This is a genomic window from Pseudomonas sp. CCNWLW23, assembly GCF_037095675.1.
Taxonomy (GTDB): domain Bacteria; phylum Pseudomonadota; class Gammaproteobacteria; order Pseudomonadales; family Pseudomonadaceae; genus Aquipseudomonas; species Aquipseudomonas atacamensis.
Window position 1 is genome coordinate 1 of sequence record NZ_JBAWKM010000033.1, and the last position, 19,048, is coordinate 19,048.

The 19,048-nt window shown below is 61.6% G+C and carries 17 protein-coding genes; 4 read left to right on the top strand and 13 right to left on the bottom strand.

Going from position 1 to position 19,048, the window contains the following annotated elements; translation table 11 throughout:
- The coding region (locus V8J63_RS26405) for a hypothetical protein (RefSeq protein ID WP_336464883.1) at positions 1-334 on the top strand (334 nt) is incomplete at its 5' end.
- A 30-nt stretch (positions 335-364) separates the two neighbouring features.
- Here V8J63_RS26405 and hglS read toward each other — a convergent pair.
- The 6 genes from hglS to V8J63_RS26435 all read right to left on the bottom strand — a co-directional run bounded on the left by hglS (position 365) and on the right by V8J63_RS26435 (position 8,170).
- Complete coding sequence (hglS, locus tag V8J63_RS26410; RefSeq protein WP_130889034.1) at positions 365-1,744, bottom strand: 2-oxoadipate dioxygenase/decarboxylase HglS; 1,380 nt, start codon at positions 1,742-1,744, stop codon at positions 365-367.
- 88 nt (positions 1,745-1,832) lie between these two features.
- Positions 1,833-3,053 (bottom strand): glycolate oxidase subunit GlcF, encoded by a 1,221-nt coding sequence (glcF, locus tag V8J63_RS26415; protein WP_130889033.1) that lies wholly within the window; start codon positions 3,051-3,053, stop codon positions 1,833-1,835.
- 2 nt (positions 3,054-3,055) lie between these two features.
- Positions 3,056-4,105, bottom strand: a complete 1,050-nt coding sequence (gene glcE / locus V8J63_RS26420; protein ID WP_130902625.1) for a glycolate oxidase subunit GlcE — start codon at positions 4,103-4,105, stop codon at positions 3,056-3,058.
- Positions 4,105-5,604: a glycolate oxidase subunit GlcD gene (gene glcD, locus V8J63_RS26425; protein ID WP_130889031.1), complete on the bottom strand. Its 1,500-nt coding sequence runs from the start codon at positions 5,602-5,604 to the stop codon at positions 4,105-4,107. The genes glcE and glcD overlap by 1 nt, the downstream gene beginning before the upstream one ends.
- A gap of 163 nt (positions 5,605-5,767) precedes the next feature.
- Entirely contained in the window at positions 5,768-6,694 is a 927-nt protein-coding gene (locus tag V8J63_RS26430; protein WP_016774118.1) for an alpha/beta fold hydrolase, read from the bottom strand.
- A 21-nt stretch (positions 6,695-6,715) separates the two neighbouring features.
- Entirely contained in the window at positions 6,716-8,170 is a 1,455-nt protein-coding gene (locus tag V8J63_RS26435) for a flavin-containing monooxygenase (RefSeq protein ID WP_336464884.1), read from the bottom strand.
- Positions 8,171-8,358: 188 nt separating this feature from the next.
- Here V8J63_RS26435 and V8J63_RS26440 point away from each other — a divergent pair, with 188 nt between their 5' ends.
- From V8J63_RS26440 to V8J63_RS26450, 3 genes are all read left to right on the top strand, one after another.
- The gene (locus V8J63_RS26440; RefSeq protein ID WP_336464885.1) at positions 8,359-9,432 is read left to right on the top strand and encodes a diguanylate cyclase; all 1,074 of its coding nucleotides are present in this window, start codon (positions 8,359-8,361) and stop codon (positions 9,430-9,432) included.
- Positions 9,433-9,640: 208 nt separating this feature from the next.
- A complete protein-coding gene (locus V8J63_RS26445) occupies positions 9,641-10,879 on the top strand; it encodes a M20/M25/M40 family metallo-hydrolase (protein ID WP_125926009.1) in 1,239 nt (412 codons plus the stop codon).
- Positions 10,880-11,283: 404 nt separating this feature from the next.
- Positions 11,284-11,586: a hypothetical protein gene (locus V8J63_RS26450; RefSeq protein ID WP_016774122.1), complete on the top strand. Its 303-nt coding sequence runs from the start codon at positions 11,284-11,286 to the stop codon at positions 11,584-11,586.
- A 105-nt stretch (positions 11,587-11,691) separates the two neighbouring features.
- Here the strand turns inward: V8J63_RS26450 and V8J63_RS26455 are convergent, their stop codons facing one another.
- The 7 genes from V8J63_RS26455 to V8J63_RS26485 all read right to left on the bottom strand — a co-directional run bounded on the left by V8J63_RS26455 (position 11,692) and on the right by V8J63_RS26485 (position 19,047).
- Positions 11,692-12,561 carry an isocitrate lyase/PEP mutase family protein gene (locus tag V8J63_RS26455; RefSeq protein ID WP_016774123.1) on the bottom strand — a complete coding sequence of 290 codons (870 nt, stop codon included), beginning with the start codon at positions 12,559-12,561 and terminating at the stop codon, positions 11,692-11,694.
- Positions 12,562-12,715: 154 nt separating this feature from the next.
- On the bottom strand, positions 12,716-13,750 hold the full coding sequence (astA, locus tag V8J63_RS26460) for an arginine N-succinyltransferase (protein ID WP_016774124.1): 1,035 nt from the start codon (positions 13,748-13,750) through the stop codon (positions 12,716-12,718).
- A 49-nt stretch (positions 13,751-13,799) separates the two neighbouring features.
- Positions 13,800-14,816 carry an arginine N-succinyltransferase gene (locus V8J63_RS26465; RefSeq protein WP_336464886.1) on the bottom strand — a complete coding sequence of 339 codons (1,017 nt, stop codon included), beginning with the start codon at positions 14,814-14,816 and terminating at the stop codon, positions 13,800-13,802.
- 118 nt (positions 14,817-14,934) lie between these two features.
- Complete coding sequence (locus V8J63_RS26470) at positions 14,935-16,284, bottom strand: APC family permease (protein WP_336464887.1); 1,350 nt, start codon at positions 16,282-16,284, stop codon at positions 14,935-14,937.
- Positions 16,285-16,338: 54 nt separating this feature from the next.
- Entirely contained in the window at positions 16,339-17,091 is a 753-nt protein-coding gene (locus V8J63_RS26475) for an N-formylglutamate amidohydrolase (RefSeq protein WP_024012473.1), read from the bottom strand.
- Positions 17,075-18,406 (bottom strand): glutamine synthetase, encoded by a 1,332-nt coding sequence (locus V8J63_RS26480; RefSeq protein ID WP_336464888.1) that lies wholly within the window; start codon positions 18,404-18,406, stop codon positions 17,075-17,077. The genes V8J63_RS26475 and V8J63_RS26480 overlap by 17 nt, the downstream gene beginning before the upstream one ends.
- Entirely contained in the window at positions 18,403-19,047 is a 645-nt protein-coding gene (locus V8J63_RS26485) for an isochorismatase family cysteine hydrolase (RefSeq protein ID WP_125926014.1), read from the bottom strand. Before V8J63_RS26485 ends, V8J63_RS26480 begins: the two co-directional genes overlap by 4 nt.
- Position 19,048: the final 1 nt, after the last annotated feature.

A 19,048-nucleotide genomic window follows, 5' to 3' on the forward strand; every position in this document is an offset into this window, starting at 1 on the left:
CCAGGTTTTGCGCGGTGCCCGGATGGCGGGGACGCCACGCTGGTTGGTCATCATTCGGGGCGATTTTCAGCGGGAAAATCGGGAGGAAGTGCGCAAGAAGTTGCGCAGTACTGCGCAACTTCTTGCGCACTTGGCTGCAGGGCTTGCGCCGCTTGGGCTGCAGGGCAATTTACCCCTGAAATATTACGGGCAACTGCGCAACTTCTTGCGCACAATGGCCAGATGCCTTTATGGAGGCAAAGATCGCTATGGAGGCAAAGATTGCCCCATAGCTTCAGATCAAAAGATCGCAGCCTGCGGCAGCTCCTACATTTGGAATGCGTTTCCCCTGTAGGAGCAGCCGTAGGCTGCGATCTTTTAATGTTTAACGCGCGAGTCGGGTCAAACACTCCTCAATCGACCGCCGTTGCGTCTCGGCATACAACCCCAACTCATCAATAGTCGAACGCCCCAGCGCCTGTTCGAAAGCCTGTCGATTGGAGTGTTCGCCGTAATGCGCCTGTGCGGCATCCCCCAGGTTCGACTGAAAAATCCCCGCTGCGCTCACCGGCAGGAAATCTTCGTACACCAGCGGCTCCGCTTTCACATAGCCATCGCGCAGCAAGTCCTCCAGGGACGACTCACCAAGTCCTTCAGCGGCCAAGCCCTTTTCCGTAGCGAAATAACGAAAGTACGCCAGCCCCTGTTCGCGCATGCCCTCGATGCTGTCAGGAAATTCCGCAAAATGCTGAGTCATCAGCGCGTTGTAGCGTGCGGCATTGGCTTCGTTGGGGAAGTCGCCCAGTTCATCGCGAGCGGCATTCAACAAGCGGTCGTACAGCGCGCGACCCTTGGGCGTGAGGGCAGCGCCGCGTTGTTCGATTTCGCCGAAGCGCGCGCTGTGGCTGCCACGGGTTTCGGGCTGATCGGTGAAGGCGATCGGCTCGTCCAGCGCTTTGAAGCTGGTCTGGCGCAGCAGGATCGGGCAATTGCGGCGCGGTGGGCCTTCGATCACCGCTTTTGGTGTAATGCCATGGGCGGGCATCTGTTGCTGCACGGTGTCGATGTCCAGCGTGCGAGGGGTCAGGTGGTTGATGTGCGGGCCTTTGAACGCAACGACATCGGCGACCAAGCGGTGCTGGGCGCTGAGTTTCTGGTATTGCGCGGCGCTGACCGTGGCGCTGTGGTGCCAGCGAAAAGTCTCCAGTGCCTGTCGGACGAATTCCACGGCCTCCGCTTCATTCAGTCCGCCTGCCGTTTCCGCCTGTTCAATCAGGCGCAACGCCTCTTCAGTAAAAATCGAACGACGGGCCAGTACCGACTCGGCAAACGAACGCAATTCAGGATCTTCAATCAGCTCCAGCCGCAGCAACGAGGTGAACACGCGAAACGGGCTGACCTGCAACGCTTCTTCATGCACCGCACGAAACGCCGTTGAATGCACCGGCACACCGGCCGGGGTCAGGTCGTAATAACCCACCGGTTGCATACCCATCACCGCGAACAGGCGGGCGAGGGTGGCCAGTTCGCTCGCGGTGCCGACGCGAATGGCGCCGTGGCGTTCCATGTCCAGCCGCTCGATTTCGCCGGTGCGCTTGAGCTGTCCGGCAATCTCAGGCTGACGTGTCAGCACTTCGCGATTGGTTTTCTCCACCAGTTCCATCAGCGCGCCGTACAGCGGCACCTCTTCGCGGTACATGTCGGACATCGCTCGGGAGAAGCGTTGGCGGATCAGGTCGGGGCTGACGAACGGCTGCACGGTCATGAAAAAAATTCCTGCCACGGTGACGAAATGGATGCCGGAAAAGATCGCAGCCTTCGCCCAGGCGGGCAAACGAAGAATCCTACGAACTTCATTCTGCCAACGACTGATCCACCAGTTCGATCCAGTGCCTGACCGGCGTGCGCCCGGCGCTGGCCAGATGGCTCTGACAGCCCACGTTGGAAGTGACGATCAACTCAGGCCGGCCGCTTTCCAGGGCGTTGAGGCGCTGATCGCGCAGTTGCCGCGCCAGCACCGGTTGGGTCAGCGAGTAGGTGCCCGCCGAGCCGCAGCACAAATGGCCATCCGGTACCGGCGTGAGGTTGAAGCCAAGTCGGGTCAGCACTGTTTCCACGGCGCCGCCGAGTTTCAGTGCGTGCTGCAAGGTGCACGGGCAATGCACGGCGATGCGCCGTTCGCTGGCGGCGCATACTTGCTCCAGTGGTTCCTCAGCGATTATTTGCACCAGGTCCCGAGTCATTTCGCTGATCTGCCGAGCCTTGTCGGCATAGACCGGATCGTCCGCAAGCAAATGCCCGTAATCCTTGATGAACGCGCCGCAACCGCTGGCCGTCTGCACGATGGCTTCGGCGCCGTTCTGCAGATGCGGCCACCAGGCTTCGATGTTCTGCCGAGCGCGGTCGAGACCTTTGCCCTGAGCGTCGAGGTGATAGTCGAGAGCGCCGCAGCAACCGGCCTCGCTCACCGGAGTGACGCTGATGCCCAAACGATCAAGCACCCGCGCCGTTGCGTCATTGGTGTTCGGCGACAGACCCGGTTGCACGCAACCTTCGAGCAACAACACCCGGCGCGCATGCCGAGGAGCAGGGCGCGACCCCATGACACCCAAGCGCTGCGGCAGTTTGCTTTCCAGCAGGCGCGGTAGCAGCGGCCGAAAGGTCGCGCCCATGCGCAGTAAGCCTTTGAACACAGCCGGATTCGGCGCCAACGCGCGCAAGCCTTCGCGCAGCAAGCGCTGGGCGGCGGGGCGTGGCACCGCGCTGTCGACCACCGCGCGGCCGATGTCGAGCAGGTTGTGATAATCGACGCCGGATGGGCAGGTGGTTTCGCAGTTGCGGCACGACAGGCAACGATCCAGATGCAGTTGCGTCTGCTCGGTGGCCGGTGCGCCTTCCAGCACTTGCTTGATCAGGTAAATGCGCCCGCGCGGACCATCGAGTTCATCGCCGAGCAATTGATACGTCGGGCATGTCGCGTTGCAGAAACCGCAATGCACGCAGGTGCGCAGGATCTTTTCCGCTTCGCCAGCGCGGGGCAATTGCCGCGATTGCTCGCTGAGGGTGGTTTGCATGGCTAGACCTCCGCGTACATTCGTCCGGGGTTGAACAGCCCTTGCGGGTCGAGTTGCGCCTTGAGTTGCCGGTGGTAGCGCAGAAGGGTTGGCGCCAAGGGTTGAAACGGCGAATCGGTGGCACCGTGGGTAAAGCACGTTGCATGGCCGCCTAAGGAATGGGCGAGTGCGTGAATCTCAGGGCTTTCGGATTTCACCCAGCGTTGCGCACCGGCCCAATCGATCAGTTGCTCGCCGGGCAGCTCGAGCGGGCCGAGGTTGTTCGGCAATGACAGGCGCCACAGCGGCAAACCTTCGTCGAAAAAACTCAGGCGCTGTTCGTTGAGGTCGCGCCAGAAACCCGAATCCAGCGGCTCGCCGCCGAGGCGTTGATGCGCCGCCGTCACCGAACCTTCGCCACCTTCCAGGCGCAGGTACAGGCTCCGGCCATCGTGGCACGCGGCGCTGATCGGCAGCGGTTGCTGGCCCCATTCGGCAAGTTTGCTCAAGGCCCGAGCGCAGTCGATATCGAGGCGGATGCTCAGGCACTGGCGCGGTTTCGGCAGGACTTTCAGCGACACTTCGGTGAGCACGCCGAGGCAACCGAAACTGCCGGCCATCAGCCGCGACAGGTCATAACCGGCGACGTTTTTCATCACTTCGCCACCGAAGCGCAGATGCTGACCGAGGCCGGTGATCACCCGCGTGCCGAGAACGAAGTCGCGTACCGAGCCGGACCACGGCCGGCGTGGTCCGGACAGTCCCGTGGCGACCATCCCGCCGACCGTGGCGCTGTCGGCGAAGGACGGCGGTTCGCAGGGCAACATTTGCCCGGCGTCATCCAGCGCCGCGAGCAGCTCGGACAACGGCGTGCCGGCACGTGCGGTGACCACCAGTTCGGTCGGATCGTATTGAACGATGCCGCGATGGGCGCGGGTGTCGAGCACTTCGCCGGCCACCTCGCGACCGAGAAACGCCTTGCTGTTGCCGCCCTGAATCTTCAGCGGCGTGGCATTGGCCCGCGCTGCGTTGACCTGATCGAGCAGGGCGTTGGCGGCATCGAAATCAGCCATCAGAATCGCTCCAGCTCGGGGAAGGGCAGTTGCCCGGCGTGAATGTGCATCGCGCCGAATTCGGCGCAGCGATGCAGGGTCGGAATGTTCTTGCCGGGATTGAGCAGGCCCTGCGGATCGAACGCGGCTTTCACCGCATGAAACAGCAGTAACTCGTCGCTGTTGAACTGCGCGCACATCTGATTGATTTTTTCGCGGCCTACGCCGTGCTCGCCGGTGATGCTGCCGCCGACTTTCACGCACAGTTCGAGGATCTTGCCGCCCAGTGCCTCGGCGCGATGCAGCTCCCCCGGCTGGTTGGCATCGAACAGGATCAGCGGATGCATGTTGCCGTCGCCGGCATGGAACACGTTGGCCACGCGCAAGCCATATTCCTCGCCGAGGCTAGCGATACCTTGCAGCACAGCGGGCAATTCGCGGCGCGGGATGGTGCCGTCCATGCAGTAATAATCCGGCGACAACCGGCCGATCGCCGGAAACGCGTTTTTGCGCCCGGCCCAGAAACGCACACGCTCGGCCTCGTCCTGGGCCTGGCGCACTTCAGTGGCGCCGGCCGCTGTCATGACTTCCCGTACGCGCTGGCAATCGTCGTGCACGTCGGCTTCGACGCCGTCGAGTTCGCACAACAGAATCGCCTCGGCGTCGACCGGGTAACCGGCGTGGATAAAGTCTTCGGCGGCGCGAATGGCCAGGTTGTCCATCATTTCCAGACCACCCGGAATGATCCCGGCAGCGATGATTTCGGCAACCGCACGACCGGCCTTTTCCACTGAGTCGAAACTGCCGAGCAGGACCTTGGCGACTTGCGGTTTGGGCAGCAGTTTCACCGTGACTTCGGTGATGATCCCCAGCAGGCCTTCGGAGCCGGTGAACAAGGCGAGCAGGTCGAAACCGGCTGAATCGAGCGCCTCGGAGCCCAGCGTAAGACGTTCGCCCTCGATGGTCAGCACTTCGATTTTCAGCACGTTGTGCACGGTCAGGCCGTACTTGAGGCAATGCACGCCACCAGCGTTTTCCGCGACGTTGCCGCCGATCGAACAGGCGATCTGCGACGACGGATCCGGTGCGTAATACAAGCCGAACGGGGCCGCCGCTTGGGAGATGGCGAGATTGCGCACCCCCGGCTGAACCCGCGCGATACGTGCAGCGGGGTCGATGTGCAGGATGTTGTTGAACCGCGCCATCACCAGCAACAGGCCCTTTTCCAGTGGCAGCGCGCCGCCGGACAATCCAGTGCCGGCACCCCGCGCGACCACGGGCACGTTGTTCTGATGGCAGAATTTCAGCAGGGTTTGCACTTGCTCCAGACGCCGGGGCAGGGCCACCAGCATTGGCGTGGCGCGGTAGGCGGAGAGGCCGTCGCATTCGTAGGGTTTGAGTTCATCTTCGCGCCAGAGGATGTCCAGGTCCGGCAGGGCTTGTTGCAGGGCCTTGAGCAATTCGCCCTTGTTCACCTCGGGCAACGGACCGTCGAGGCGTTCGTCGTAAAGGATGTTCATGGGAACGCCAACCTTCTGTCTCCGCTGATCGTTCCCACGCTCTGCGTGGGAATGTAGCCCGTGACGCTCTGCGTCACTGGACGCAGAGCGTCCCCTGAGGCATTCCCACGCAGAGCATGGGAACGATCAGTTGCGCCACCTGGGGCATTGCGAATATCCATGTTCATCGCTGTCGTTCCAGAAATTCCCCGTACAGCCGCGCGGTATTTCCCGGCTGTTCGACCATCGGCATGTGCCCGACGTGATCCCACACATCCACTTCGAGATTGGCGATGCCTTTGCTCCACACCGGCACGCTGCTGACGTCGATCAGGCGATCCTTGCGCCCCCACAGCAACAGCGCCGGACATTTGATCTCGGCCAGTTTCGGCTCCATCGGCGGGCTGGCGCGGAAGTCGCGGAAGATTTCTTCGAGCTCGTCACGTTGTTGCTCATAGCGCTGGGCGACGGCGTCCAGCACCAGCTTCGGCACCCACGGCGGCGACTCCATGGTCATCGCGTAGAAACGCTGAAATTCTTCGCGGGAATTGATCAGGAATGGATTGTGCCCGCGCGCCAGGTGGCGCTCCATGTCGCTTGGCTCCGGTGCGGTGACGCCGGCCGGGTCGATCAATGCCAGCGAGGCGATTCGCTCCGGATAGGTCGCCGCCAGCCACGCGGCAATGTAGCCGCCCATGGAGTTGCCGATGACGTGGACTTTCTCCACGCCGCAGACGTCGAGCAGTTGAATCATGCGTTTGGCCTGAACCGCAATGTCGTAACCGCCGCCAGCCTTGAAGCCAGTCTCACCGTGGCCGGCCAGATCCGGAATGATCACCCGATACTGACGGACGAAATGCCGGGCGCAGCGCAGCCAGAGGTTTTTGTCGGCGCTGAAGCCGTGCAGCATCAGGATCGCGCTGGACGCCTCGTACGGCCCGCCTTGCCAGGTCGACACGGTCATCTCGGCGATCGGCACTTCGATCTTGTGCAATTTGTACAACCTGGCCTCGCTGGCCATGGCCAGGTTGTACAGCCAATGGCCGACCGCCGGGTAACTCAACCAGCTCCAGGCCACGAAAACCGCGAGTGCGACAAACAGCAAAAGCATCGACGTCTTCCTTTTACGTGTTCAGGACAAAATATGGTCGGCCGGTTTCAGCGCCCGGGTCAGCAGGTGATAGCTGAAACTGAAGCCGGGAAACATCGCGATCACGTGACCGCTCTTGCTCTGGTACCAACTGTGGCAACCACCGGACTTCCACACCGTGCGCTGCATTTCCCGGTGGATCATTGCAGTGTAGGTACGTTCTGCGTCACGGCGCACTTCGATGCTGCGCAGGCCTTTGGCCCGTACGGTGCGGATGCAGTCGAGGATGTAGTTCATCTGCGATTCGATGATGAACAGCGCCGAGGTGTGGCCAATGCCGGTGTTCGGCCCGGTGACGATAAACAGGTTGGGGAAGTCCGGCAGGCTGGTGCCAAGGTAGGCGCGCGGGTATTCGGCCCAGACATCTCTGAGTTGCACCGCGTTTTTGCCGCTGACCGGGTAGGAAATCACCCCGTCGGTGGCGTCGTAACCGGTGGACCAGACGATCAGATCAACATCGAGATGCTCGCCGTCCACGGTGTTGATCCCGCTTTCGTCGATCGAAGCGATGCCGTGCTCGCGACTGTGCAACGTGACGTTGGCGCGGCTCAGCGCCGGGTAGTACGTGCTGGACACCAAAACGCGTTTGCAGCCGATGGTGAAGTCCGGGGTGAGTTTCTGTCGCAGTACCGGGTCTGGAACCTGGCGCTTGAGGAACCGCAGCGCATGTCGCTGGACCAGGTGAATCGCCGGTTTCGAGTATTTGAAAGCGATCACGCGGGTTTCGAATTGCCAGTAGATCAGCCAGCGCAGCAGTTTGTATGCCGGTTTCAGGCCAAGCAGCCAGCGCTGGAAATGGCCGAATTTGCGATCGGCACGCGGCAGCACCCAATGCGGCGTGCGTTGGAACACATGCAGCTGTTCGACTTGTGGCGCTATCGCTGGGACCACCTGCGCGGCGCTGGCGCCGCTGCCGACGATCGCCACGCGTTTACCGCGATAGTCGTAGCTGTGGTCCCAGTTATTTGTATGAAAAGTCTTGCCTTGAAAGCGATCCATCCCGGGAAAGTTGGGGATGACCGGCTGACTCAACGGCCCGGAAGTATTGATCAGGAATTGGGTTCGGAAAGTACCTCTGGCGCGGGTGTGCACCAACCAACGCTTTTCCGCTTCGTCCCACTCGACGCCCTCGACATCCGCCCCCAGTTCCACGCGCTCGCGTAAACCGAATTGCTCGACTACCTGTTCGGTGTAGCGCCGCAGTTCCGCCTGTTCGGCGAACATCTGCGACCAGCGGTAGGGTGCGAATGACAGCGAGTACAGTGGCGACGGCACGTCCACCGCTGCGCCGGGGTAGGTGTTCTGGCACCAGGTACCGCCGAAGAAGTCGCGTCGCTCGAGAATGCGAAAGTCGTCGATTCCGGCCTTGAGCAGGTTGACCGCCGCGCACTGGCCGCCGAAACCGCTGCCGATGATCAACACAGCGTAGGTATGCATGTGCCCCCTTTTTATAGTTGTTTTTCCATTTCCCCTCTTTCATTTATAGCCAACTCTGGGCCGCGCGTGCGGCGCTGATAGCGCTCTATTCAGGCCGCTGGCCGGTGATGGCTATTTAACGGCGCCCTGATAGACTCCGGACACATCCTTGTCGGGATGTAACCATGCATCGCGCGGTCGAGGCCCTTATGGGAAATACGCGGGGAAAGGGACTTTCACTGGCCAGGAGGCTTTACAGGTCGCGGGTGTTCGGGCTGCTGCTCGGGCTGATGTGTGTCAGCGTGGCGATGTATGCCCTCGATCCGCCGCTGTGGGTGTGGGGCCTGATGCTGTTCAATGGCCTGGTCTGGCCGCATCTGGCCTTTCTATGGGCGCGAAGCTCAAAGATTCCGTACCGCGCCGAACACCGCAATTTGCTGATCGACGCATTCATGGGCGGCTTCTGGGTCGCCGCCATGCAGTTCAATCCGCTGCCCAGCGCAACCACGATTTCGATGATGGCAATGAACAACGTCGCCATTGGCGGTGGGCGTTTTTTGCTCGCCGGGTCGGCGGCGCAGCTATTGGGCATCGGCGTCGGGCTGGTGGTGTTTGCGCCGGCGTTCATTCCGCCAACAACGCCGCTGCAGCTGTACGCCTGTTTGCCGTTGCTGTTGCTGTATCCGCTGGCGCTGGGCTGGATCTGCTTTCGTCAGGCCTCGACCCTCGGTCGGCACAAGCGTGAGCTGTTGGCGTTGAGTCGCACCGACAGCCTGACCGGTCTGCTCAATCACGGCGCGTGGAAGGATCAACTGAACCTCGCGTTCCAGCGCTGCAAACGCCAGCAGCAGGGGGCGGCGATTGCGCTGATCGACATCGACCACTTCAAAGCGATCAATGACACCTATGGGCATGTCGCTGGCGATATCGTCCTGCGCCAGTTGAGCAAACTGCTCAAACAGAATCTGCGCGCCACGGACGTGGCCGGGCGATACGGCGGGGATGAGTTCTGCGTGATCCTGCCGGAACTGCCGCTGTTCAATGCCGCTCAGGCCATGGAAGCCTTGCGCGAGCGTTTTACGGTGATGGGCTACGAGCAGAACCCGGCGTTGAAGGTCAGTCTGAGCATTGGCCTGGCCGCCTACGACCCGAGCCATGCCGACGCCACGCGTTGGCTGGATGAGGCCGATCAGGCGTTGTACGAAGCCAAGGCCAGTGGACGCAATCGGGTGATCTGCAACAGTGACAACAAACCGAGGCAGGCGCTGCTGGATTCGGTCTGACGGGCGAGCTGATACCTGTGGGAGCGAGCCTGCTCGCGAAAGCGCTGGGTCAGGCGGTATCAATATCGTTTGCCACGACGCCTTCGCGAGCAGGCTCGCTCCCACCGGGGTATGTGTTGTCGGTTAGATCAGTGTCGCATCCGCTATAGAGCCTCGCGCCGATGTCGGTTACGGTTGAAGTCCCCCGACACGAAACAAGGACTGCTTCATGACGTTCTCATTTCCCCGCTCATTGCTGGCTGCCAGTCTCGGTCTGTCCCTCGCGTTCTCGGCCGTGAACGCTTGCGCCGAACCGCATAAACAAGTGCTCGCCGATGCCGAGCAGTACCAGCCCGAAGCCCTGAAGTTACTGGAACGGCTGGTCAATATCGACTCCGGCTCAGGTTATGAGCCGGGCCTGAAACAGGTCAGCGATATCGCCATCGATGAGCTGAAAAAAATCGGCGCCACCATCGAACTGGTACCCAACACCCCGGAAAAATCCAACCACGTGCTGGCCACGCTCAAAGGCACCGGCAAGGCGAAAATCCTGCTGATGGCGCACATGGACACGGTGTTCAAGGAAGGCTCCGCCGCCGAGCGGCCTTTCCACATCAAGGACGGCCGCGCCTACGGGCCGGGTGTAATGGACGACAAGGGCGGCATCGTCGCCGGCATCTACGCGCTTAAAGTGCTGAAGAACCTCGACTTCAAAGACTACGCGCAGATCACTTTCCTGCTGGACGCTAGCGAAGAAACCGGCTCGGACGTCGCCACCGACCTGATCAAGAAAACCGCCAAACAGCACGACGTCACCCTCAACCTCGAACCGGGGCGCCCGGCCGATGGCCTGGTGGTGTGGCGCAAGGGCAGTGCGACGGCGCTGGTCGAAGTCAAAGGCAAAGCCGCCCACGCCGGCGTCGCGCCAGAGCTTGGACGGAACGCGGCGATGGAAGCGGCGCACCAGATTCTGCAACTGGGCAAGCTCGGCGATGAAGCGAAGAAAACCACCATCAACTTCACCGTGCTCAAGGCCGGCGATCGCACCAACGTGATTCCTGATCAGGCCACGGCCAAGGCTGACGTGCGCGCGGCGGTGCCGGAAGAGTTCGATCGTATCGAGAAGGATCTGGCGCGGGTATCGCAGGACAAGTTGATTGCCGAGACCGAGGTGAAAACCTCTCTGCAGCGCGGTTTGCCGCCGATGCCGCAGACGGCTGAGTCGGATCGCTTGATGGCCATGGCTCAAGGGATTTACGGCGAAATTGGCCGCAAGCTCACCGAGGAGGGCAGTGGTGGCGCGGCGGATGCCAGTCTGTCCGCAGGCGTAGGGACGCCGACGCTGGATGGCTTCGGCATTGTCGGCGGCAATATTCACACGCCTGAGGAATATGCCGAAGTGGCGAGTGTGGCACCGCGGATTTACTTGTTGTCGCGGATGATCATGGAGTTGGCGAAGCCGCGGTGATGGGGTTTGCGGTGTGACGAGGCCGGGCGGGGTGCCAGAGAAATCGGCCCCTCACCCTAACCCTCTCCCGGAGGGAGAGGGGACTGACCGCGTTGTTTGTGGTCCATGTGGCAACCGCCAGATCAAGTTGAATTCAAATTCGCATTCAACGCGATCTCTCACGTCGGCGTAGATCCAGAGCATCCCCCAATCAGTCCCCTCTCCCTCTGGGAGAGGGCTAGGGTGAGGGGCTTTTTGTGGGAAGTGTGGAAGTCGAGGGCGGCGTACAAAAAATACCGAAAAGTCCGACAGAAGCTCTGGTTGCGGCCGTTGGGCGCGACTTTTATAGTCTCCGTTCGCAGATAACTCTGCGACGATCTTGGCCGGTCGAATACAGCACCAGACCCCTCTTTGGAGTGAACTTTATGACCGACCAAGTAATGCCGCGCTATCTCCCCATCGACACCTACGACGCCGAATCCCCGGTGCTCTTCATCAATACCCACACTGAACTCAGCGACATGGCCGCCTGTGCGATGCACCGGTTTGTGGTCGTGCGCGATCTGGCCGACACCTTTGCCAGCCTTAACCTCAAGGGCATTTCCGATTGTGATCTGACGCGGGTGACCAGCGCGGTTCATCTGCTGATGCGCGAGGGCTGCGCGATTCTGAATGTGATTCAGGCGCGGGCGGCGCAGCGGGAGGAGGGGTATAAGACGCCGGTTTAGCGGTGCCGCAATAGACGCTTTCGCGAGCAGGCTCGCTCCCACAGGGGAGTGCATTTCAACTGTGGGAGCGAGCCTGCTCGCGAAGGGGCCGGTACAGCGTATGCATCACTCCTTGACGCTCATGTATTCCTTGGCCCAGAGAATGTATTCCTCCGGCTGGGTATAGGTGTGGGTCAACTCGGTCGCGCTCAAATCGGAGGCCTGGGTGAAGATCTGTCGCTGTTCGCGCAGGCTGTCGTAGGTGGCCTTGATCGCGGCGAAGTAGGCGCCGTGGCCGTCGATGGTAACGCGCACGCCCAGTTCGGCCAGGCGTTTGTCGTCGCGCAGGGCCGGGTTGCCGTAGGTGACCAGCATTAGCGGCACCGTCAGATGTTCGGCGATTTGTTCCAGTTGATCAAAGTCCTGCACGCCGACCATGCAGATACCGTCAGCGCCCGCCGCCTGATATTGGCGGGTGCGGCTGATGATTTCCTGGTTCGGCAGAATGCCGGCATTGGTGCGGGCGATGATCGCCATTTCCGTATCGACCCGGGCTTCCAGCGCCGCGCGGATTTTGCCGACGCCTTCGGCCACGGTGATCAGGTCGGTGGATTTGCGCCCGAATTGCGCGGGCAGCAGGGTGTCTTCGATGGTCAGTGCAGCGACGCCAGCGCGTTCCAGTTCGACGATGGTGCGCATCACGTTAAGAGCGTTACCGTAGCCGTGATCGGCGTCGGCGATCACTGGCAATTGGGCGACGCGACCGATGCGCGTGGCCTGTTCGGCGAATTCGCTGAGGGTGATCAGGGCGAAGTCCGGTGCGCCAAGCACCTGCAGCGAGGCCACGGAACCGCCGAGGATACCTACTTCAAAACCCAGGTCAGCGGCGATGCGGGCCGACATCGGGTCGAACACCGAAGCGGTGTGGTAGCAGGTGTCGGAGGCCAGCAGCTGACGGAAATTGCGGCGCAAATCTTGATGGGAAAGCCTGGTCATACGAGTTCCACCAATACATAAGGAATGGAAAGGCTTGAGCAAAGGTGTCAACGCCGAAGAATGAAAAGGCTATCACGCGAATGGGTCAAGAATCATGACGAATTTGCGCGGCAGGACTGGCGGCTGAAAGGTTTAATCTCCCGTGCCGGAAATATCAGGCCGCCACGGCATGTTGCTGTTGATGGGGCAGGAGCACCGCGCGCACCGAATTTCCCGGCTGAAGTTGCAGGCGCTTGGCGGTGAGACGATCAACCACCAGGCTGTTGCCCACCAGTCGACCGTGGGCCGCGGTGATGCGGCAGTTTTCCAGCCGGCGGTTGTGAATCAGCCACAGCGGCGCCTGCTCGTCGGGGGTGCCGAGGCTCAGGGTCAGTTCGAGGCTGTCGCGTACCGTGCGGATGCTGCGGATTGGCGCCTCGATGACCGGGCCACCGTCGAAAATGTCGATGTAGCCTTTGTGCGCAAAGCCTTCAGCTTGAAGAATTTTCAACGCTGGTTGAGTGTTTGGATGCGTCTGGCCGATCGCCGCCTGCGCCTGTTCGGTGAGCAGGCAGGTGTACAGCGGCTGGCGCGGCATCAGTTCGGCGATAAAGGCTTTGTTTCCCAGGCCGGACAAGTGATCGGCGTGGGTGAAATCCATCTGGAAGAAATGCCGGCCGAGGCTGTCCCAGAACGGCGAGCAACCGTTTTCATCGGCACTGCCGCGCAGTTCGGCGATCATCTTCTCGCCAAACAGGTGCGGAAATTCGGCGACGAACAACAGACGACCCAGCGACAACAAGCGGCCATTGCTGCCGTTGCGCTGGTCATGGCGCAGAAACAGCGAGCACAGCTCCGATTGGCCGGTCAGTTCGTTGTTGAGGAACAACGTTGGGATCTGCCGCTGAATGCCCAGATCCGGCGCCGAACTGACGGTGACGCCGAGCCGGTAGTTGTACCAGGGCTCGCGCAGGCCAACGGCGCCGGCCATCGCGCTGACACCGACCACGCGCTGCTCATCATCCTCGAGGACAAACAGGTAATCGGCATCGGCGCGTTCCACCTGTTCGGCGAATGCGCGCTGTGCCCAACGCACTCGGTGCGCCAAGCGGTCTTCGTTGGCCGGAAGCGTGGTGAAACCTGGCCCTGCCTGTTCGACGAGGGTCATCAAGGCAGGCAGGTCGCTGACTTTTACCGGACGGACAATCATGCTCCAACTCCTTTAGCGGACCGATTCAGGCGCGGATGGCTAACGCGGCTCACAGAGCGACCAGCCGTATCGAGCTGCCATCGCTGACCTTCAGCGCCGCGCAGATGGCGGGTGTCAGGGGTAGCGGCTGACCGGGGTGATAGTCGAGTTCGGTGACCATCGCGCGGTAGTCATGCAGGGCGTCGTTGCTCAGCAGGTAACGGCCACGGGCGTCGGTCGATGCTTGTTGGCGGACGATGGCCGTTTGGCTGCCAGCGATCGAACGAATGTTCGCGGTGCGCGCATACAGGGTCGGGCCGGCGTCGAACAGGTCGATATAGCTGTTGGTTTCGAAGCCTTCCCGCGCGAGGATGTCGAAGGCTTCCTGGCCGTCCGGGTGCACGCGGCCGATGCAGTCCTGCGCCGCTGGCGGCAGCATCGGTACGTAGATCGGGTATTGCGGCATCAGTTCGGCGAGGAACGTGCGGCTCTGCAAACCGCACAGACGCTCGGCTTCGGCGTACGGCAGGTCGAAGAAATGCTTGCCCAGCGCATCCCAGAATGGCGAGTGACCCTGCTCGTCGCTGTAGCCGACGATTTCGGTGATCACCGCCTCGGAGAAGCGTTGTGCATGCGCAGCAATGAACAGCAGGCGCGCCCGCGACAGCAGTTCAGAAAACGGCGTGCGCACCAACGCGGCGTCAATGTGGAAACCGCGCAACAAGGTATGCCCGCTGAGGTCATGGCACAGCGACAACGCCGGTACGCCGTGCTCGATGTTCAATTCCCGCGAAGCACTGGTGAAATGGCGGTTGCGCAGGCTGTAGAACGGCTCCTTGAAGCCGGCGGTGGCGAGGATTTCCGAGCAGCCGACCAATTGCCGGCGTTCGAGATCTTCCAGCACAAAGAAATAGTTTTCCGGCCCCTGGGCTGTGGCGGCGCTATCGAAGGACGCGCACGACGCGGCGATTTTCTCGCGCAGGTGTTCGCTGTCATCCGGCAGCGAGGTCACGCCGATCAGGCTCTCGCGGGCCAGGCGCTGTAGCTGGGGCAGATCATTCTGCTCGACTGGGCGTAAGACCAGCATGGATGTACTCCTGTATCAAAAGGTTCGGCCCATTCGCCGAACCTGACTATCACTGTCGGTTTCCACGCGTTGAATCGGCGGTCGCCTGATTTGTTGTCAGACGCCGCTCTTTTTCTTGTCAGCCTTTGCTCGGATCGGGCAGCGCTGTGCTGGCGCCGAGCTTGTTGAGGAAGAACAGGTACACCAGGCCCAGGGCAATCCAGATCAGGCCGAGTTTCTGCGCATCGACGCCCATGTTGTACATGATGGCGGCAACGATGACGAAGCCGATCACCGGGCAGAGCAGATGGCGCACAAACTGCCGCGACTTCTGCCGACGCCAGTAGTGGTTGATCACCGTCAGGTGCAGCAGCATGAAACCGCTGAGGGCGCCGAAGTTGATCAGTGAGGTGAGAATGTCGACCGCGTCGATGAACAGGTAGCAGATCAGCAGCGACAACACCGCCACCAGATAAATGCTCAGGTACGGCGTGTTGTGTTTCGGGTGGACCTTGGCCAGCACCTTCGGCAGCTTGCCGTCGCGGGCCATGCCGAACAGCAGGCGCGAGACGGCGGCCTGCGAGGTGATCGCCACCGCGACGCCCCAGGCCAGCGCCGTGGCGACGGCGGTCAGGGTCGCCAGCCAGCTGCCGGCGGCGATTTCAGCGATTTCATAGAACGCGGTGTCGGCGGATTTGAAGCCCATGCCCGCTGCCAGATCGGTGGCTATCCACGTCTGTACGACGAAAATCGTGCCCATCACTGCCAGAGTGATCAGCGCTGCCTTGCCGACACTGCGGCCCGGATCTTCCTTGATTTCTTCGGCGAGGGTGGAGATCGCGTCGAAGCCGAGGAACGACAGCACGGCGATCGACACGGCTTGCATCAGCAGGGCGAAGTTGAAGGTTTGCGGGTGATACAGCGGCGCCAGCGTCAGCTCACCGTTACCGCCACCGTTGTGCAGGGCGTTCCAGGCGTAGAACAGGAAGATGCCCAGCACCACCAGTTGTGCCAGCAGGAACAGCATGTTCATCCGCGCGGTGAAGGTGATGCCGCGCAGGTTGACGAACGTCGCGCTGACCAGAAACGCCAGGATGAAGCCGACCTTGGGAATGTCCGGGTACAAATGGTTGAGCGCCATCGCCGAATACAGGTACAGCAGCGGTGGAATCAGCAGGTAATCGAGCAGCATCAGCCAGCCAGCGATGAAACCGACATGTTGATTGAGGCCGCGCTGGGCGTAGGAATATACGGAGCCGGCAACCGGAAAGGCCTTGGCCATGCTGCCGTAACTCAGCGCGGTGAACAGCATCGCCACCATGCCGATGATGTACGCCAGCGGCACCATCCCCGGTGCTTCGGCGTTGACGTAGCCATACACACCGAACGGGGCGATGGGGATCATGAAGATCATCCCGTACACCACCAGATCGGTCAGCGTCAGGCTACGTTTCAACTCTTGCTTGTAGCCGAATTCTTCAATTTCCATGAAGCGCAACTCCTTGTCAGCCATCGGTCGGTTTATGTTTTATCGGTCCATCGTTTACAGCAAAGGTGCGAGGTAACCTGCCCAGCGCGAAACCGCTTCGGGGCTGCGCAGCAGATCATTGCGCACCTCGATCAGCACCGCCTCAAGGCCCCTGGCATCACCGTGCACTGGCACGGTCATATCGCCCAGCGGGTCAATTTTGTACGGCTGGTTGCCCGCGACTTTCAGCGGGTGCGCTTGCAGTCCGTCGAGCAGGCGCTGAGCATAGTCCTGGGCCTGGCCGAACAACACGCCGACTTCCAGTGGTCGCGGCTGGCCGTAATACACCGGGGTGAAACTGTGAACACCGACCACCCGCACCGGCAGACCTTTGGCAATGCGCTCGTCGATCAAGGTCTGCAAGCGCGCGTGAAACGGTTTGAACAACGTCTGGCGCCGGTACTCGCGGGTCGCCTCATCCAGCTCGCGATTGCCAGGTATCGGGTAGATCTCGCTCTGCAGCGGGATGCTGTCCGGCGCATGGCGCGGGCGGTTGAGGTCGATCAGCAGCCGTGAATAATTGGCGCTGAGCAACGTGGCGCCGAGTTGTTCCGACAACTGTTCGGCCAGTTGCAGCGCACCGATGTCCCAAGCGATATGTTCGCGCGCGGCCGCCTCGTCCAGGCCCAGATTGTTCAGGGCTTCGGGAATGTAGCGACTGGCGTGTTCGCACACGAGGATCAACGGGTTTGTCGAGTCCTCGCGGCTCAGGTTGTAGACCGGGCGGGTGTACAACCCAAGCTCGGCGGATTCAGTACAGGCGTGCATAGTGCTCACACAGGTCAGCGGGCGAGAGCTGTTCCGTCAGCGCCAGTTCCTCGGTTTTCAGGGCGTAATAAGTGTCGAGCAACGGCTTGGGCAGCCATTCGTTGAAGGCTGCACTGTCACGCAGGCAATCCAGCGCCTGGGCCAGCGAGGCGGGCAGGGCGACGATGCCCCGGGCCTTGCGTTGCTCGTCGTTGAGTGAATCGGGAATTTCATCGGTAACCGCGTTCAGCGCCAGACGCTGTTCGATGCCCAGCCGCCCGGCAATCAGCAGCGCAGCCATGGCCAGATGCGGCGAGGCAGTGGCGTCCATGGCGCGGAATTCCAGATTGAACTGCTGCGCGGCAGACTTGCCGCCCAAGGTCACAGTCGGGCAGATGCGCAGCGCCGCTTCACGGTTCTGCTGCCCCAGACACGCATACGACGCGCTCCAGTGGTGCGGCTGCAAACGCTGGTAGGACAGCGGCGTCGGCGCGGTGAATGCGCACAGCGCCGGTAGAAAATGCAGGACTCCGGCAGCCCAGTGCTGACCCATGCTCGACAGGCCGTTGCTGGTGCCAGCGTCGTAGAGCATCGGCTGGCCGGCCAGATCGAGCAGGCTGACGTGCAGATGCACCCCGTTGCACACCGCCTCGGCGGCGGTCTTCGGCGCAAAACTCAGATCCAGGCCCATTTGTCGGGCGATTTCCCGGGTGATTTCGCGCACGTTGATTGCGCGATCCGCCGCCGCCACGCCAAGCGTCGGGCGGCAGGTGATTTCGTATTGGTGCTTGCCGTATTCCGGCAGGAACATTTCCGGCTCGACGCCGCCGGTGCGCAGGGCGCTGAGCAGCCAGCCGCCGAATTCGGCGCCCTGACGCTGCGCTTCGAGAGAGAACGCCGCGTGTTCAGCCACGCCAGCGTGCAGGTTGAATTCATGTTCGAAGGTGGCGTTGACCTGCAACCCCAACTCATCGTGATAGCGCTCGATTTCATCGCGCAGCAATGTGCGCGGGCAGGCGCCCCATGCCTGGCCGTCGGTCTCGCGAATGTCGGCGTGAATGAAATCCAGCACCGGTGCATTGGCGTCCGGGCCGCTGCCGACAGTGACGCGGCTGCTCAGATCGGGAATCAGCCGCAGGTCGCCATACGCGCCCCACGGATTGCTCGAAGCGATGATGTCTTGGGGCGTCAACGCACTGTTGGCCGGGACCCAGCCGCAACCCGCTGCCTGGTAATGCTCCAGCTCATCGCTGGGAAACGAGCGGCCACGGGTAATGCCGATCAGGTCGGTTGTCACCAGCGTGGTCATCGGTAAAGGCGTCAGGCGCGGGCTCATGGCTGCATCTCCTGCAAACGGCCGAGCACGGTGTCGGTGTCGGTGATCCAGCAGTAACCCTTGATCGCGTTGAGGCAGGCGTGATGGCGTTCAGCTGTGTAAGTGGCGCAGGCATCCTCCACCAGCGTGACCAGATAGCCACGGTCGGCGGCGTCGCGCACAGCCATGTCGACGCATTGGTCGGTGACAATACCGGCGATGATCAGATGGCGGGTCTGCAGATTGCGCAACACGTAATCAATATTGGTTGAATTGAACACCCCGGAGGAGGTCTTCGGCAGCACGATTTCGTTTTCGGTCGGGGTCAGTTCAGCGATGACCTGCGCTTGCACGCTGCCCTTGGGCAGGTGCATGTCCGACAGTTTGTGATCCAGCGAGCGGTCGCGACCGTCGGCGGTCAGGCTTTCGATAATCGTGTGCAGCACGTTCTGCTGCGCCTGACGAAAGGCGCCCAGCAGACGCTGTTGGTTGGGCACCACTTGTTTGCGCGTGCGCTGGAGAAAATACTCGGCATCCGGCTCGCTCAGGTGTGGGTCGAATTGCGGTTCGAGCCAGGCGCGCTGCATGTCCACCAGCAACAAAGCGGTGTGGTTGGTCGCAAACGGCAGGTCCCGAGGCGAGCGGTGGGGAAGGCTGAACATC

Bases quoted from the DNA above. Each gene is read 5' to 3' on its own strand.
- hglS (WP_130889034.1), bottom strand. From the start codon at position 1,744: ATGACCGTGCAGCCGTTCGTCAGCCCCGACCTGATCCGCCAACGCTTC.
- glcF (WP_130889033.1), bottom strand. From the start codon at position 3,053: ATGCAAACCACCCTCAGCGAGCAATCGCGGCAATTGCCCCGCGCTGGC.
- glcE (WP_130902625.1), bottom strand. From the start codon at position 4,105: ATGGCTGATTTCGATGCCGCCAACGCCCTGCTCGATCAGGTCAACGCA.
- glcD (WP_130889031.1), bottom strand. From the start codon at position 5,604: ATGAACATCCTTTACGACGAACGCCTCGACGGTCCGTTGCCCGAGGTG.
- V8J63_RS26430 (WP_016774118.1), bottom strand. From the start codon at position 6,694: ATGCTTTTGCTGTTTGTCGCACTCGCGGTTTTCGTGGCCTGGAGCTGG.
- V8J63_RS26435 (WP_336464884.1), bottom strand. From the start codon at position 8,170: ATGCATACCTACGCTGTGTTGATCATCGGCAGCGGTTTCGGCGGCCAG.
- V8J63_RS26440 (WP_336464885.1), top strand. From the start codon at position 8,359: ATGGGAAATACGCGGGGAAAGGGACTTTCACTGGCCAGGAGGCTTTAC.
- V8J63_RS26445 (WP_125926009.1), top strand. From the start codon at position 9,641: ATGACGTTCTCATTTCCCCGCTCATTGCTGGCTGCCAGTCTCGGTCTG.
- V8J63_RS26450 (WP_016774122.1), top strand. From the start codon at position 11,284: ATGACCGACCAAGTAATGCCGCGCTATCTCCCCATCGACACCTACGAC.
- V8J63_RS26455 (WP_016774123.1), bottom strand. From the start codon at position 12,561: ATGACCAGGCTTTCCCATCAAGATTTGCGCCGCAATTTCCGTCAGCTG.
- astA (WP_016774124.1), bottom strand. From the start codon at position 13,750: ATGATTGTCCGTCCGGTAAAAGTCAGCGACCTGCCTGCCTTGATGACC.
- V8J63_RS26465 (WP_336464886.1), bottom strand. From the start codon at position 14,816: ATGCTGGTCTTACGCCCAGTCGAGCAGAATGATCTGCCCCAGCTACAG.
- V8J63_RS26470 (WP_336464887.1), bottom strand. From the start codon at position 16,284: ATGGAAATTGAAGAATTCGGCTACAAGCAAGAGTTGAAACGTAGCCTG.
- V8J63_RS26475 (WP_024012473.1), bottom strand. From the start codon at position 17,091: ATGCACGCCTGTACTGAATCCGCCGAGCTTGGGTTGTACACCCGCCCG.
- V8J63_RS26480 (WP_336464888.1), bottom strand. From the start codon at position 18,406: ATGAGCCCGCGCCTGACGCCTTTACCGATGACCACGCTGGTGACAACC.
- V8J63_RS26485 (WP_125926014.1), bottom strand. From the start codon at position 19,047: ATGTTCAGCCTTCCCCACCGCTCGCCTCGGGACCTGCCGTTTGCGACC.